We start from the raw sequence: 14,543 nt of genomic DNA, 5'->3' as shown, positions 1-14,543 counted from the left end.
TGATGTCGCTTTTCGGGGGCGGGGGCGGCGCAGGCAGGAGCGGGCGGCGCAGGCGGGGGCGGCGCAGGCGCGGGCGGCGCAGGCGCGGGCGGGGCAGGCGGGAGCGGGGGCGCGGCCGCGCACTCGGGTCGGCCACGCGGTGGACCGTGGGCGTACCCCGACCGGGTGCCACCCGGAGTCGGGACTGCCGCCGTCACGTGTCCGGACGGAGACTTCGTGGGTGACCGACACCTCGACCCGCCCCGCGCGCTCCGCACGACCGACGACCCCGTGGGAGCGCCGCACCCGCAGCAGCACGGTCGCGGAGCTGCTGCTCGGGCTGTCGTTCTTCGTGACGGTCGGGTTCGCGGGACTCGGTGCCGCGACCGGGCACACCTCGGCCGTCGCACAGCTCGGCGCGGTGGTGTTCCTGGTGACGCTGACTGTCGTGGTCGTGCGGTGGTTCGTCGCTGTCGACCTCGAGGACGTCGAAGCCCGCTAGTCCGCGACGCGCTCCGACCGACGGTCAGCCCGACGCTCGCGCGCCCGCTCGACCAGGAAGTACAGCGCCGGCAGCACCACGAGCGTCAGCAGCGTGGAGGACACGAGTCCGCCAATCACCACCAGCGCGAGCGGCTGCGAGATGAAGCCGCCCTGCCCGGTCAGGCCGATCGCCATCGGCACCAGCGCGAAGATCGTCGCCAACGCCGTCATCAGGATCGGGCGGAGTCGGCGGGTCGCGCCTTCGACCAGGGCCTCGCGGACGCGGAGTCCCCGTCGGCGGTACTGGTTGACGAGGTCGATGAGCACGATCGCGTTCGTCACGACGATGCCGACCAGCATGAGCACCCCGATCAGGGACGCCACACCGATCGGGATCCCCGACGCGATCTGCAGCAGGATCGCCCCGGTCGCCGCGAACGGCACGGACACGAGCAGCAGCAGCGGTTGCAGGAGGCTGCGGAAGGTCGCCACCATCACGACGTAGACGATCAGGATCGCCACGAGCGCTGCGAGCAACAGCTGGCTGAACGCCGACGACTGGCTCGACGCGACGCCGCCGATCGACGCCGACGCCCCTCGTGGCAGGTCGAGCTGGTCGACAGCGTTCGTCACCGACGTGACCGCGGCACCGAGGTTGGCGGAGTCGGGCGTGACCGTGATCGTCGCCGTCCGGACCGCGTCCGAGGTGGTGACCGAGGTGGGCCCGTCGGCCTGGTCCACTGACGCCAGATCGGACAGCGGGACCGATCCGGTCGCGGTCGGGACCGACAGGTCGCGGAGGGCCTGGACGGTGGTGGGCGGCTCGGGGTCGGCGATGTAGACGTCGAGCGAGGCGTCGTCGATCTCGACCGTGCCGGTGTCGCGCGGCGAGACCGAAGCCGCGACGATGCCGCCGACCTGGGTCTCGGTGAGGCCGAGCGACGCGGCCTTCACACGGTCGACCTTGACGGCCAGGTAGGGCTCGGCCGCCGACAGGTTGCTCGTCGCACCGGTGGTGTGGGCGACGTCCTTGAGCGTGCTCAGGGCCTTGTCGGCCGCGGTCCGCAGCTGCGCCTGGGTCGGCGCGGTGACGTCGACCTCGATGTCGCTGCTGCCGCCGAAGCCGCCGCCCGAGGACGACAGCGCGATCTCCCCCGCGCCGCTGAGCCGGTCCAGGCGCTTGCGCGTGTCCGACTGGATGCGGGCCTGGTCGGCGTCGGCGTCGGTCGTCACGGCGTACTGGATCGACGCGGTCCCACCGCCGCCGAAGGCCGCCTGGATCGACTGGCCGCTCGTGCCGATGGTGGTCTGCACGGTGTCGACGCCGTCCACCGCACGGAGCTGCCGCTCGACCGCGCGCGCCTTGTCGGACTGCACGTCGAGCGACGCACCGGGGTCGAGGTCCTGCGTGACGGTGAACGTGTTCTGTCCGGAGTCGCCGAGGTAGTTCGTCTTGACGAAGGGCAGTGCCGCGACCGTCCCACCGAGCACGAGGACCGCGAGCACCACGACGAGCGCCGGGAACCGCAGGACCCAGTGCAGGACGGGCTGGTACCCGCGCCGCAGGCGGTCCGGAGCGGTGGCGTCGTGCAGGTCCGCCGCGGAGCGCAGGTCCGACTCGGTGGCCGAACCGGCAGCCACCGCGCCCGTGCCCGGCGAACCCGCCGTGTCCGCAGCAGCGACACCGGCGGCCGCGCCGGCGTGCTTGTGGGCCTTGGGTGCCCGCAGGAACCAGTACGCGAGCACCGGCACGATGGTCAGCGCCACGAGCAGGGACGCGACCAGCGCCATCGACACGGTGAGCGCGAACGGCCGGAACAGCTCGCCGACGAGCTCGGCGACGAACGCGACGGGCAGGAACACGACGACCGTGGTCAGCGTCGACGCGGTCACCGCGCCCGCGACCTCGCGCACGCCGTCGAGCACGGCCTGTCGCCGGTCGACGCCGGGCTGCAGATGTCGCTTGATGTTCTCGATCACCACGATGGAGTCGTCGACCACACGGCCGATCGCGATCGTCAGGCCGGCCAGCGTGATGATGTTGAGCGTGTAGTCCGCCGCCCGCATGCCGATCGCCGCGAGCAGCACCGACGTCGGGATCGAGATCGCGGTCACGATCGTGGATCGCACCGACAGCAGGAACACCAGGATCACGACGACGGCGAACCCGAGCCCGAGCAGGCCCTCTTCGGCGAGGGAGTCGATCGACTGCTGGATGTAGGGCGCCTGGTCGAAGACGACCGTGAACCGCGGGTCACCGGTGATCTTCGACTCGATGCCGGGCAGAGCGTCGCGGACGGTCTTCGACACGTCGACCGTGTTGGCCTCTTGTGTCTTGGTGATCGCGATCGTCAGCGCCTGTTCGCCGTCGACCCGACTGATCGACGTGCGTGGTGACTCGGTGATCTCGACCTTCGCGACGTCACCGATCGTGGTCGACGTCGGTGTGGCTCCCGGTGCCGTCGTGCCCCCGGTCAGCGGGAGCGCCTGGATGTCGGCCACCGACGCGATGCGCTCCCCCGTCTGCACCGAGAGCGTCGAGCCGTCCTGGGTGAGCGTGCCGCCGGGGATGAGCGTGCCGTTGTCCTTGAGGGCGTCGGAGATCGCCGACTCGGACAGCCCGCGCTCCCCGAGTGCCGTGCGGTCGGGGGTGATGAGCACGCGCCGACCCGGGTTGCCGTAGATGTCGGCCGCGCGCACCCCGTCGAGCTTCTCGAGGTCGGGGACCGCCGTGGCGTTCAACCGCTCGACGAGCTGTTCCTGGTCGCCCTTCGCCGACACCGCCAGCTGGATCACCGGCAGGTCGTCGAAGGACCCCGTGACGATCTGCGTCTGGACCGAGTCGGGCAGCGAGAGCGCGTTGACGACGGTCTGGATCTTGTCCTCGGCGCTGGCCAGGTTGGACCCGTAGGCGAACTCGGCCGACACGACGCTCTGCCCGGTGGAGGACGTGGCCGTGGTGGACTTCAGGTCGGGGACCGCCTGGATGCCCTGCTCGATCTTGGTCGAGACGTCGTTCGACACCACCTCGGGAGTCGCCCCGGGGTACGCGCTGACGATGGCGACCTGGGGGAACTGGACGCTCGGGATGAGTTCCTGCTTGAGGCTGGACAGCGAGATGCCGCCGAAGATCGCCACGACGATGGTGACGAGCGCGATGAGCGCGCGGTTCCGCAGGCTGAAGACCGAGAGCAGGTGCACGGTCCGATCCTCGCAGGTGCGTCCGACGCTGAGCACAGCCCACGAGCAGGTGCGTCCGACGCTGGGCACTGCGCACGAGCAGGTGCGTCCGACGCCCGGCACGGCCCCGCCGGGAGGAACGTAGTCGGAACGGGTCAGCCGCCGAGCAGCAGGAAGACCGCCAGCACCGCCACCGACCCGACGACACCGGTGCCGAGCGCCAGGACCCGTGCCGCCGGCGACCCGGCCAGCACGACCCCGGCGACGAGCACCGCGGCCCCGACCAGGATCTCGACGATCCAGGTCACCACGCCGGTCGTCGCGGCGACCTGGAGCAGTGCCCGGATGCCCTCGCCCACGAGCACCGCGGCGACGGCACCGAACGCCGCCCCGCGCAGTCGTCCGTCGCGGGACCGCACGAGGACCGCGCACGCGCCGGCGAGCACCCCCGCAGGCACCCCCATGAGGACCCAGAAGTTGGTGAGGGACAGCACGTCCGGGAAGCCGCGCAGGTTCGTCGTCGCCCAGTAGCCGACGTGCATGAGCTCCAGCAGCACGACACCGGTGACCATCGCGAGCGCCGGACCACCGCGACCCGCGCGGACCCGGAGCACCAGCAGCAGCGCGACGGCGACCAGGAACCACGGGCCGGCGGAGTTCGCCACCGACGACAGCGGCCCGACGGCCTGTCCGTACGACGTCAGGACCCCGGCGAGCAGTGCACCGCCGAGGACCATCGAGACCCGCGCAGCAGCGGGCACGGGCGCGACGGGCGTCGCCGGGGCGGAGGACGCGAGCGGGGTCATGTCCCGATGCTCGCGCACGCCCGGCGGAGCCGCGTCACCCACGGGAGCGAAGCCGGCTCATCCCAGCGGACGACCCCTCAGACCACCGCGGCCAACGACCCCCGCGTGCCGCTGCCCGCACCACCGGTCCGCGCCCACGCACGCTCGAGCACGTCGACCAGCCGCACCCGGTCCGCGGGTGCCATCGTGAACGGCACCCGCAGGAACCGCTCGAAGCCGCCGTCCGGCCCGAACACCCCACCGGAGGCCAGGACGACGCCCTCGGAGCGCGCAGCCAGCACGAGCGCACTCGAGACCGGCCGGCCGAGCCCGACCCACGTCGTCAGCCCACCCGCCGGTGACGGCACGTCCCACTCCGGCAACCGCGCCCGCAGCGCGTCCACGACGGCGTCGCGACCCGCTCTCAGGGTGGCGCGCCGGGCCTCCAGGACCGTGGCCGTCAGCGGGACCAGCTCGCGCGCGACCAGCTGGTCGAGCACCGGCGTGCCGAGGTCGCCCGTGGGGCGGGCGAGCAGCAGCCGCTGCAGCAGCTCCGGCTCGGCGCGGATCCACCCGATCCGCAGGCCGCCCCAGAAGACCTTGTCGGCCGACCCGATCATCACCACGGACGACGAATGCGTCGCGAGCGGTGGCGATGCCTGGCCGTCGATCCGCAGCTCGCCCATCGTCTCGTCCGCGATCACCGTCGTCCCGACCGACGACGCGAGGTCGAGCAGCGTCGACCGCACCGCGTCGGACATCGTGGCGCCGGTCGGGTTGTGCAGCTCCGGCATCACGTACGCGACGGAAGGCGCCGAACGCCGGAGCGCGGCCTCGAGCACCCCGACGTCCCACCCGGTCCGCGCGTCGACGGGCACGCCCACCAGACGGCCCCCTGCTTCGCGGAAGGCCTCGTGCGCGTGCGGGTACGTGGGCGACTCCACGAGCACGGCGTCCCCGCGACGGACCAGGACCCGGGCGAGCAGCGCGATCGCGTGCTGCGCGCCGATGGTGACGACGACCTGGTCCGGCGTGGTCGGCAGCCCGCGAGCGGTGTACCGCGCGGCCACGGCGGCACGGAGCCCGGGGTCGCCGACCGTGTCGTACCCGATGCCGGCGAGCGCTGCCGGCACGTGCCGCACCGCCCGGTCGACCGCTTCGGAGATCCCGGGGGCGGCGTGCAGCGCTGCCTTCCGCAGGTCGAGCACGTCGCCGGACACGACGCCGCCCAGCCGCTCCGGGTCGGGCCGTCCGACCAGGTCCCGCGGCAGACGCACGACGCTGCCGGACCCGCGCAGGGACGCCAGGTACCCGGAGGACCGCAGCCGGGCGTAGGCGTTCGCGACCGTGGTGCGCGAGACGCCGAGCGCCTCGGCCAGCCCGCGCTCGGCGGGCATCCGGGCGCCGAGCGGGACGCGTCCGTCGATGACGAGCACGCGGACGGCGTCGGCGAGGGCCTCGTACGCGACGGCGTTCGACCCGACACGCCAGTCCTGCAGCAGGGCTGCGGCGGCACGGGCACTCAGCAGGACCGGGGTCATCACGCCACCGTAGTGCGATTGGCTCTCGACCGGCAGTCCAATTCCCTGCCACGCTCGCCCCATGTCCCGTTCCGCCGCCCTCGCCCTGCGCACCGTCCAGCTGTTCGTCGGCCTGTTCCTCTACGGCGCCTCCACCGCGCTGCAGGTCCGAGCGGTCGTGGGCGTCAGCTCGTGGACCGTCCTGACCGAGGGTCTCGAGCACGTCCTGCCGTGGTCGTTCGGGCTCATCACCGTGGTGTCGAGCGGCGTCATCCTGCTGTTCTGGATCCCGCTCCGCCAGCGGCCCGGCATCGGGACGCTGCTCAACGCCCTGGCCATCGGGCCGTCGGCGGACCTGGTGCTGTGGCTCGTCCCGACGCCGCCGGAACTGGGGGGCAGGATCCTGTTGTTCGTGGCCGGGACGGTCCTGCTGGCCGTCGCGACCGCGTTCTACATCGGCGCGGGCTTCGGCACGGGAGCGCGCGACGGGCTGATGGTCGGCCTGCACCAGCGGCTCGGGTGGCCGATCTGGCTCGCCCGCACCCTGGTCGAGGTCACCGTCGTGGTCGTGGGCTGGTTCCTCGGCGGCGACGTCGGTGCGGGAACCGTGGTCGCCGCGTTCGTCATCGGCCCGATGGTGCAGCCGCTGATGCCGGTCTTCCGCCGCTTCCCGTGGAGCCCGGACCGAGCACCTCGACTGGAGGCTCGCCCCGCCACCGTCACGGAGCCCGCCCCCGCCCCGTGATGCGTCCCGTCGGTGGGTCACCACCGAGCCGTTGCCGACGGGCGTGACGCGATGTATCGTGTCGTCAACACACGCGATACATCGCGAGTCCGAAGGAGACGACATGGCGCAGGAGAAGTGGCTCGTCGAGGAGCCCAAGGTCATCGACACCGGGATCGTCCGGTCCGTGCGGGTCGGCCTGGTCGGGGGGCAGGTCGACGTCGTCGCGCACGACGAGCCCACCGCCCGCATCGAGGTGCACAGCGTGTCGGGCAAGCCCCTCAAGGTGGAGCTCGACGGGGACACCCTCACGGTCGACCACCCCCAGATCCGGTGGGACGACCCGATCGGCTTCCTGAAGTCCTTCCGCGGCAAGGCCCACGCCGACGTCAGCATCCTGGTCCCCCGCGACGCCGGGGTCACCCTCGGGGTCGTCTCGGCCGGCGCACTGCTCGCGGGCACGAACCGCGGCGCGACGCTGAACACCGTCTCGGGTGACGTCGTCGTCGACGGCGTCGCGGGCGACATCACCGTCAACGCGGTCTCCGGCACGACCACGATGCGCGACCTCGACGGCTCCCTGACCGTCCACACCGTGTCCGGCGACGTCGTCGCCACCGGTGAGATCCCGCGCTTCTCGGCCGACGGGGTCTCCGCCGACGTCGTGCTCGACCTGCGCGGCACCGCCGACTCGGCGAAGGTCAACACGGTGTCCGGTGGCGTGAGCGTCCGACTCGAGGACGGTGCCCCGTACCGCTGCACCGTCAGCACGGCCAGCGGCAAGCTGCAGTTCGACGACGCCGAGATCAAGGGCGTGCGCGGCTCGTACGTCAAGCAGGGCGGCGAGCTCTCCGGGCAGTGGCTCGACCTCCGGGTGAACTCCGTGTCGGGCGACATCGCGGTGCTGCACGCGCCGCCGACGGCCGCCAGCGCGCCGGCATCGGCAGCGCCGACGACCCCGGCACCGACCACGCCCGTCGTCGACGACAGCGAGGCGCCCGAATGAGCCCCGTCTTCGCCCACGGGCACCTGCGGCTGTACCTGCTCACGCTGCTCGCCGACCACCCGATGCACGGCTACGAGGTCATCCAGGCGCTCGGCGACCGCTTCGGCGGCACCTACGTCCCGAGCGCCGGCACGGTCTACCCGCGCCTGGCGAAGCTCGAGGAGGACGGCCTGGTCACGAAGACCGCCGACGGTCGCAAGACCGTCTACGCGATCACCGACGCAGGCCGCGCCGAACTCGACGCCCGCGCCGAGGAGATCGCCTCGCTCGAGGCCGGCGTGAACGACTCCGTCCGGTCGCTGGCCGACGGCGTCCGCGCCTCGGTCGGCGACGCGATGCGGTCCCTGCGCGCCGACCTCGCCGCCTCGGCCCAGGGTGCCGACGCCAGCGAGCCGACCTCGGTGCCGTCCGAGAGCGCCCGCGCCCTGCGGGAGCTGGAGATGGCCCTGTCGTCGTTCCGGCAGCAGGTCCGTGCCGACCTGCGGCGTCGGGCGACCCGCGGGACGCTCGGCCCGGACACCGTCACGCGCCTGCGCGACGGGCTCGAGGAGCTGCGCAAGTCCCTCTGAACCGCACGCCGACGGGCGGCGGCGACCGGAGCCTCCCGTCCGGTCCGCACCGGCACGGCACCGACGAACGGACACAGCACCACGGCAACCCGTGGTGCTGTGTCCGTTCCACGGTGCGGTGTGGGAACGACTACAGCCCCGCGTCCGCCAGCGCGTGCATCGCGTCGCGGAGGGCGCGGGCCGCACCGGGCCCGGCCCACTCGTAGGCGTGGGTGAACCGCTCGTCGGCGACGTACATGTCGCCCAGGGTGCGGAACCGGTCGGCGGTCAGGTCTGCCGGCGGCGTCGCCTGGGCCAGCCACGCGTACTGCCGTCGGGCGAGCGCGATCCCCCGCGGTGACGACGGTCCCTCGCCCGAGGCGGCGAGCGCGGCGGCGTCCGCGGCGATCGATCGCTGCTCGTCCTGGAACACCTGCTTGGCGGCGGGGTCCTTCGCGTCCCACCATCCGGCCCCGCGCTCCCAGGCCTGAGCGCCCCAACGCTCCTCGACCTCGGCGCGGAACCGCGTCTGGTCGAACCCGTCGAAGGTGTCGTTCGTGGTCATGTCCTGTCCTCCCTGCAGTCTGGTGATGGTGGTGCGCACCGCGGCGAGCTGCCGGGCGATGCGGTCGCGCTCCCGTTCGAGCCACGCGACGTGGATGGTCAGCGCCACGACGTCGTCCTGCTCGCCGTCCAGGACGTCCCGGATGGCGGACAGGCCGAGCCCGAGGCCCCGGAGCAGCAGGATCCGCTGCAGCCGCACGAGCGCGCGGTCGTCGTAGCGGCGGAGCCCGCCGGCGCCCACCGCCGTCGCGGGCAGCAGCCCGATCGCGTCGTAGTGCCGCAGCGTCCTGCTCGTGACGCCCGCTGCGCGCGCCACGTCGGCGATGCCGTGCTGGGCTTTCGCAGGCGGGTCCGGGATGTCTGTCGAACCGCTCATGCTGATGACGGTAGACGTTGACGCAGCGTCAACCGCAAGGGGTGCGTGCGACGGCGTTCGCCGATGTGGGAACACCGAGCGGGCCCCTCGTGTTGACTCGCGCCCGGATGTGAGTAGGTTTGCCGCTCGTGACGAACGAGATCCGGTCGCTGAAGTCGCGACTGATCGGGGAGCCCCTCCCCTCCGAGAAGCTCGAAGGACAGCTCCTCCCGAAACACCTGGCACTGCCGATCTTCGCGAGTGACCCGCTGTCCAGCGTGGCGTACGCCCCGCAGGAGCTGCTGATGATCCTGCTGCTCGGCGGCATGGCGTTCCTCACCTTCGCCCCGTGGGTCGCCGCGCTCGTCGTGCTGCTGCTGCTGGTCGTGGTCGCGTCCTACCGCCAGCTGATCAAGGCGTACCCGTCCGGGGGCGGCGACTACGAGGTCGCGCACCGCAACCTGGGCGAGAAGGCGGGGCTCGTCGTGGCGAGCGCACTGCTCGTCGACTACGTGATGACCGTCGCCGTGTCGGTGGCCTCGGGCGTGGACAACATCATCTCGGCGCTGCCCGCGCTGAACGAGTTCCGCGTCGAGCTCGCGCTGCTGTTCGTCGTGCTGCTCGCAGCGGCGAACCTGCGCGGCGTGCGCGAGTCGAGCAAGGCGTTCGCCGTGCCGACCTACCTGTTCGTGGCGAGCGTGTTCGTCATGGCGGTCACGGGCCTGGTCCGGGTCCTCGCCGGCAACGCACCGGTGGCCGAGTCCGCCGCGTACACGGTGCAGAACGTCGAGCACACGACCCAGGCCGCGTTCATCCTGCTGCTGCTCCGCGCGTTCGCCTCGGGCTGCTCGGCATTGACGGGCGTCGAGGCGATCGCGAACGGCGTGCAGGCCTTCCGCCGTCCGAAGATCAAGAACGCGCAGGCGACCCTGGTGGCGATGGGTGGGATCGCGATCGTCCTGTTCGTCGGGCTGATCACCCTGGCGCTGGTCTCCCGCGTGCACTACGCCGAGAACGCCTGCGACCTGCAGGGCTTCGCGAACTGCGCGACCACGCCGCAGCGCTCCCTGATCGCGCAGATCGCCGCGGCCACCTTCGGCAACGACACGGTGCTGTTCTTCGTCATCCAGGCCACCACCGCCGCGGTCCTGCTGCTGGCGGCCAACACCGCGTTCAACGGCTTCCCGCTGCTCGGGTCGATCCTGGCGCGCGACTCCTACGCCCCCAAGGCGCTGTCGACCCGCGGCGACCGACTCATCTACAGCAACGGCGTCATCGTCCTGGCGCTCGTCGCCGCGGCGCTGCTCGTGGTCTACCGGGCCAACGTCACGAGCCTGATCCAGCTCTACATCATCGGCGTGTTCGTGTCGTTCACGCTCGGCCAGACGGGCATGGTCCGGCACTGGACGCGACTGCTGCGCGAGGACCGGGACGGCACCGCGACCGAGCCGGTGAACCGCGGGCAGGTCATGCGCTCCCGGGCGATCAACGCGACCGGCGCGACGTTCACCCTCGTCGTCCTGGTCATCGTGACGATCACGAAGTTCACGCACGGCGCGTGGCTGGTCTTCGTGATCATGCCGGTGCTGTTCGTGCTCATGCTCGGCGTGAACCGCTACTACCGCGACGTCAAGCACGAGATCGAGGCCGACGTCGAGACCGAGTTCGGCGCGACCGGCGACCACGCGATCGTCCTCGTCAACAAGCTGCAGAAGCCCGTGCTCAAGGCCCTCGACTACGCGATCGCGGCGAAGCACGCCGGGCTCGAGGCCGTGCACGTCGCCATCGACGACGCCGACGCGGCGCTCCTGCGCGAACAGTGGGCCGAGCACGGCATCGAGGTCCCGCTGACCATCGTGCCGAGTCCGTACCGCGACATCTCGACGCCGCTGATCCGGTACATCAAGGCACACCGGCTGCAGCACGGGTCCGAGGTCGTCACCGTGTACACGCCCGTCTTCGTCGTGGGGCACTGGTGGGAGGGCCTCCTCCACAACCACCGCGGCCGCCGCATCCGCAAGAAGCTCCTGCTCGTGCACGGCGTCACCGTCGCGCTCGTGCCGTGGCTGCTGGACTCGTCCGAGCTGCTGTACGGCCGCCGCTCGCGCCCCTTCCCCGGGCAGGACCGCCGCGGCGAGCCCGTCCGACCCGCGCTGCGCCGGTCGCCCAGTGGCGTGTTCCGCAGCGAGGAAGAGGACCGGCTGCTCCGCTCCGAGCAGCGCAACAGCCTCGAGGCCCAGGCGCTCCACGTGCTCCCCGGTCACACGTCGGGGCAGCAGTCCCGCCGCGCCACGCGTCCGGCAGGCCCCGCCGAGGGGCTGGACCCTGCCCTGTGCACCGGCGAGCTGAAGGCCCTGGTGCCGGCCACGCCAGCACGCACGCCGTCGTCTGCCGAGTGACCCGGGCCTCCCGGCCTACGATCTGATGCCATGACCGACGCACCCGACCTGCGCACCTTCGCGACGTTCGACGGCCACGGCGGCAAGGTCTCCCAGCGCGTCGAGGTGCTCGACCACCGCGACGACGACCACGAGGGCCTGGTCGCCGTCCTCGGCGCGCACCCGCTCGGAGCGGTCGACGAACGCCCCCTCGACGACGACGCATCCCTCGCCCGCGGCGTGGCGAGCATCGGCTGGGTCGACCCCGCCACGCTCCGCGACTGGTACCGGCCGGACCGCGTCGTCGTCCCCGACATCGAGGCCCGCCGGTCCGACCTGTCACCCGGCACCTACGCGGACACCCGGGGACGCGGTCGCGTCCGGATCGACAGCCAGGAGGCCCACCTCGGCCCCGACGGCCGGCCCGCCTTCCGCGCGCTGGCCGGTTCCGGCGTCGTCGACGTGCCCCTGCCGAAGGACCAGGTGGTCCGGCTGGTCACGGTGCGCGCCGACGTGCCGACAGAGTCCGGCGCCGCCGGCACCGAGATCGTGACGACGCCGATCAGCCCGCTGCTCGCGCCCGGAGAGTACCCCTCGTACGCCGACGACGTCCCGGGGCTGCCGCGTCGAGCGTCGTCCGGCCGGGTGCACGTGCGCGCCGCGGTGCTGCTCGACGGCACCCTCTTCCCCGTGGAGCGACTCGACGAGCCGGCGAACACGATCTGGATCCGGCGAGACGACCGCTCGGTGCCGATCGCGGCGAACGAGGTCGGGCCCGACCTGGTGCGCTACACGGCCTCGCCCGTCTGACCGTGTGTCCCCCGGGTGTCAGTGGGTGCGGCGTAGCGTCCGTGGCATGACCTCCTCGGACTCCACCCCCACGCCTGCACACGACGCCGACGCCGACCACTCGGGCGAGACCCTCGGCGGCGCCCGTCCCGATCCCTCCACCACCGCCAGCAAGGACCCGGAGCAGTGGGTCACCGGCGACGAGCCCATGACCGGGCCGCAGCGCAGCTACCTCGACACCCTGGCGCGCGAAGCCGGCGAGGAACTCCCCGCCGACCTGACCAAGGCCGAGGCGTCGGAGCACATCGACCGCCTGCAGCACGAGACCGGTCGGGGCACCCCGGACGGGTCGGACACGTCCGGCACGATCGGCGCGACGTCCTGACCTGCGCTTCCTGACCGGCGCTTCCTGCACGGTGCGACGTTCGTGACCTGCGCTTCGTGCACGGTGCGACGTTCGTGCCCGGTGCGAGGTTGGTCGTGTGGTGCGAGGTTGGTCGTGTGGTGCGAGGAACCATGCTCGCACCAGGCGGTCAGCCGTGCACCGGGTTGCGCGGACTTCGCACCGTGCCGGTCTGCGCGGGCGCCGAACCTCGCACCGTGCGAGGTCAGTCGCGCACGAGCAGCGCCATCACCTGGCGTGCCGTACGTCGTCCGGCGCGGTTGGCGCCGATCGTCGAGGCCTGGGGACCGTAGCCAGCCAGGAACAGCCGTGGCTCGTCGACGCTCTGCCCGTCGACGACCGCGACGCCCCCGTGCTCGGTCCGCAGGTGCAGCGGCGCCAGGTGCCGCAGGTCGGCCCGGAAGCCTGTAGCCCAGATGACCGCGTCGGCATGCACGTGCTCGCCGTTGCGGGTCACGACCCCGTCGGGGTCCATCGCGGTGAACACGGGCTCGTCGCGCAGCACCCCGTGGTCGAGGCCCTCGCGGATCCGGTCGGACACCGGCACGCCCGTCCCGCTGACGATGCTCGGCAGCACCTCGCCGGCGCGGGCTGCCCGGTCCTGCTCGGCCACCGCAGCGACCGCCGACTCGACGTCGAGCGCCGAACCGTCCGCCCAGACCACCGGCCGACGCGTGAACCACCGCGTGGAGCGCGCGACACCGTCGAGCTCGAGCAAGAACCCGATCGCGCTGGTGCCACCGCCGACCACGACGACGTCCTGCCCGGCGAACTCGTCCGCCGAGCGGTACTCCGTCGTGTCCACCTGCCGACCCGTGAAGGTGTCGCGGCCGGGGTACCACGGCACGAACGGCGTGCCCCACGTGCCCGAGGCGTTGACGACGGCCTCCGCGACGATCCGCTGCGTCCGGCCGTCCGCGGACCGCGTCGCGACCTGCAGACCACCGTCGACGCGGGCGACGGCCGTGACCGCGACCGGCCGCCGGACCTGCAGCCCGTGGTACTGCTCGAACCGTCGGTAGTACTCGCCGACGACGTCACGCGCGGGTCGGGACCGGTCGGCGTCCTCGAACCGCAGGCCCATCTCCGGCATGCCCGGCAGGTCGTGCACACGGTGGGCCCACCCGAGTCGCAGAGCCTCCCACCGGAACTGCCAGGCGCCGCCCGTGCTCGGCGCCCGGTCGAGGACCACGAGGTCCGACCCCGGTGTGAGCCCCAGACGGCGCAGGTGGTACGCGACGGAGAGCCCCGCCTGGCCCGCTCCGATCACGACGACACGAGCGTGCTGGTCGTCCGGGAGGGGCTCCGGCGTCGGGTCGGTCATCGCCATGATTCTGCCGGACGAACCCGCACGACCGGGCTCGTCGTGCGGCGGGTCCGGACAGGGCTGCATGGTAGAGTGATCGGCAGATTTCCAACCACGAACCGTTCGGATTCCCCGGGTGATGACTCGTCTCCCGTGTGACCGGACACGAGCCGACACACGAGGGGGTCACGCATGGGGCGCGGCCGTCAGAAGGCAAAGCACACCAAGGTCGCTCGGGAGCTGAAGTACTTCAGCCCGGAGACCAACTACGGTGCACTCGAACGCGAGCTTGCTTCCGGGCAGCACTCGGGCGAGGACTACGTCGACCGTTGGGCCGACGAGTACGAACCGGAGCCGCAGGACGAGGACGACGAGTTCGAGCCCCAGCAGGACCAGAACAAGTCCGCCTGACCTCGACTCGATGACGCCGCGCCGCCCCCGGGCAGCGTGGCGTTTCCGTGTGCGCGGGTGACCGGCCCGGCGCAGCGCATGTCCCGCAGCCCGCCGCCCGCGCGACACCACC

Annotated in this window: 13 protein-coding genes; 8 read left to right on the top strand and 5 right to left on the bottom strand. The window is 72.3% G+C overall.

Features of this window, described 5'->3' with window-relative positions; genetic code table 11:
* The first annotated feature begins 220 nt into the window (after positions 1-220).
* On the top strand, positions 221-481 hold the full coding sequence (locus tag DEJ13_RS03035) for a hypothetical protein (RefSeq protein ID WP_111107722.1): 261 nt from the start codon (positions 221-223) through the stop codon (positions 479-481).
* Here DEJ13_RS03035 and DEJ13_RS03030 read toward each other — a convergent pair.
* The 3 genes from DEJ13_RS03030 to yczR all read right to left on the bottom strand — a co-directional run bounded on the left by DEJ13_RS03030 (position 478) and on the right by yczR (position 5,968).
* Complete coding sequence (locus DEJ13_RS03030) at positions 478-3,663, bottom strand: efflux RND transporter permease subunit (protein WP_111107729.1); 3,186 nt, start codon at positions 3,661-3,663, stop codon at positions 478-480. The two genes, DEJ13_RS03035 and DEJ13_RS03030, sit on opposite strands and share 4 nt — an antisense overlap.
* A 134-nt stretch (positions 3,664-3,797) precedes the next feature.
* Entirely contained in the window at positions 3,798-4,448 is a 651-nt protein-coding gene (locus DEJ13_RS03025) for a DUF6518 family protein (RefSeq protein ID WP_146245300.1), read from the bottom strand.
* Positions 4,449-4,525: 77 nt separating this feature from the next.
* Positions 4,526-5,968 (bottom strand): MocR-like transcription factor YczR, encoded by a 1,443-nt coding sequence (gene yczR / locus DEJ13_RS03020; RefSeq protein WP_181437107.1) that lies wholly within the window; start codon positions 5,966-5,968, stop codon positions 4,526-4,528.
* Between the two features lie 61 nt (positions 5,969-6,029).
* Between yczR and yczE the strand changes: the two genes are divergently transcribed.
* From yczE to DEJ13_RS03005, 3 genes are all read left to right on the top strand, one after another.
* On the top strand, positions 6,030-6,692 hold the full coding sequence (gene yczE / locus DEJ13_RS03015) for a membrane protein YczE (protein ID WP_111107719.1): 663 nt from the start codon (positions 6,030-6,032) through the stop codon (positions 6,690-6,692).
* Between the two features lie 103 nt (positions 6,693-6,795).
* Entirely contained in the window at positions 6,796-7,677 is an 882-nt protein-coding gene (locus tag DEJ13_RS03010; protein WP_111107718.1) for a DUF4097 family beta strand repeat-containing protein, read from the top strand.
* Positions 7,674-8,246: a PadR family transcriptional regulator gene (locus DEJ13_RS03005; RefSeq protein WP_056123029.1), complete on the top strand. Its 573-nt coding sequence runs from the start codon at positions 7,674-7,676 to the stop codon at positions 8,244-8,246. Before DEJ13_RS03010 ends, DEJ13_RS03005 begins: the two co-directional genes overlap by 4 nt.
* Positions 8,247-8,376: 130 nt before the next feature.
* Here the strand turns inward: DEJ13_RS03005 and DEJ13_RS03000 are convergent, their stop codons facing one another.
* Positions 8,377-9,165, bottom strand: coding sequence for a MerR family transcriptional regulator (locus DEJ13_RS03000; protein WP_111107717.1), 789 nt, complete (start codon positions 9,163-9,165; stop codon positions 8,377-8,379).
* 119 nt (positions 9,166-9,284) lie between these two features.
* On the opposite strand from DEJ13_RS03000, the gene DEJ13_RS02995 reads away from it, so the two are divergent.
* The 3 genes from DEJ13_RS02995 to DEJ13_RS02985 are packed head-to-tail and all read left to right on the top strand — an operon-like array spanning position 9,285 to position 12,696.
* The gene (locus tag DEJ13_RS02995) at positions 9,285-11,543 is read left to right on the top strand and encodes an APC family permease (protein ID WP_111107716.1); all 2,259 of its coding nucleotides are present in this window, start codon (positions 9,285-9,287) and stop codon (positions 11,541-11,543) included.
* A gap of 30 nt (positions 11,544-11,573) precedes the next feature.
* Positions 11,574-12,332, top strand: a complete 759-nt coding sequence (locus tag DEJ13_RS02990) for a hypothetical protein (protein ID WP_111107715.1) — start codon at positions 11,574-11,576, stop codon at positions 12,330-12,332.
* A 46-nt stretch (positions 12,333-12,378) separates the two neighbouring features.
* Positions 12,379-12,696 carry a DUF3072 domain-containing protein gene (locus DEJ13_RS02985; protein ID WP_111107714.1) on the top strand — a complete coding sequence of 106 codons (318 nt, stop codon included), beginning with the start codon at positions 12,379-12,381 and terminating at the stop codon, positions 12,694-12,696.
* Positions 12,697-12,919: 223 nt separating this feature from the next.
* On the opposite strand, the gene DEJ13_RS02980 is transcribed toward DEJ13_RS02985, so the two are convergent.
* A complete protein-coding gene (locus DEJ13_RS02980) occupies positions 12,920-14,038 on the bottom strand; it encodes an NAD(P)-binding domain-containing protein (RefSeq protein ID WP_111107728.1) in 1,119 nt (372 codons plus the stop codon).
* 174 nt (positions 14,039-14,212) lie between these two features.
* Here DEJ13_RS02980 and DEJ13_RS02975 point away from each other — a divergent pair, with 174 nt between their 5' ends.
* Entirely contained in the window at positions 14,213-14,431 is a 219-nt protein-coding gene (locus DEJ13_RS02975; protein ID WP_111107713.1) for a DUF3073 domain-containing protein, read from the top strand.
* Positions 14,432-14,543: the final 112 nt, after the last annotated feature.

Origin of the sequence: Curtobacterium sp. MCLR17_007 (assembly GCF_003234655.2) — a bacterium.
Lineage (GTDB): Bacteria > Actinomycetota > Actinomycetes > Actinomycetales > Microbacteriaceae > Curtobacterium.
This window is presented reverse-complemented; position numbering and strand designations above follow the sequence as displayed.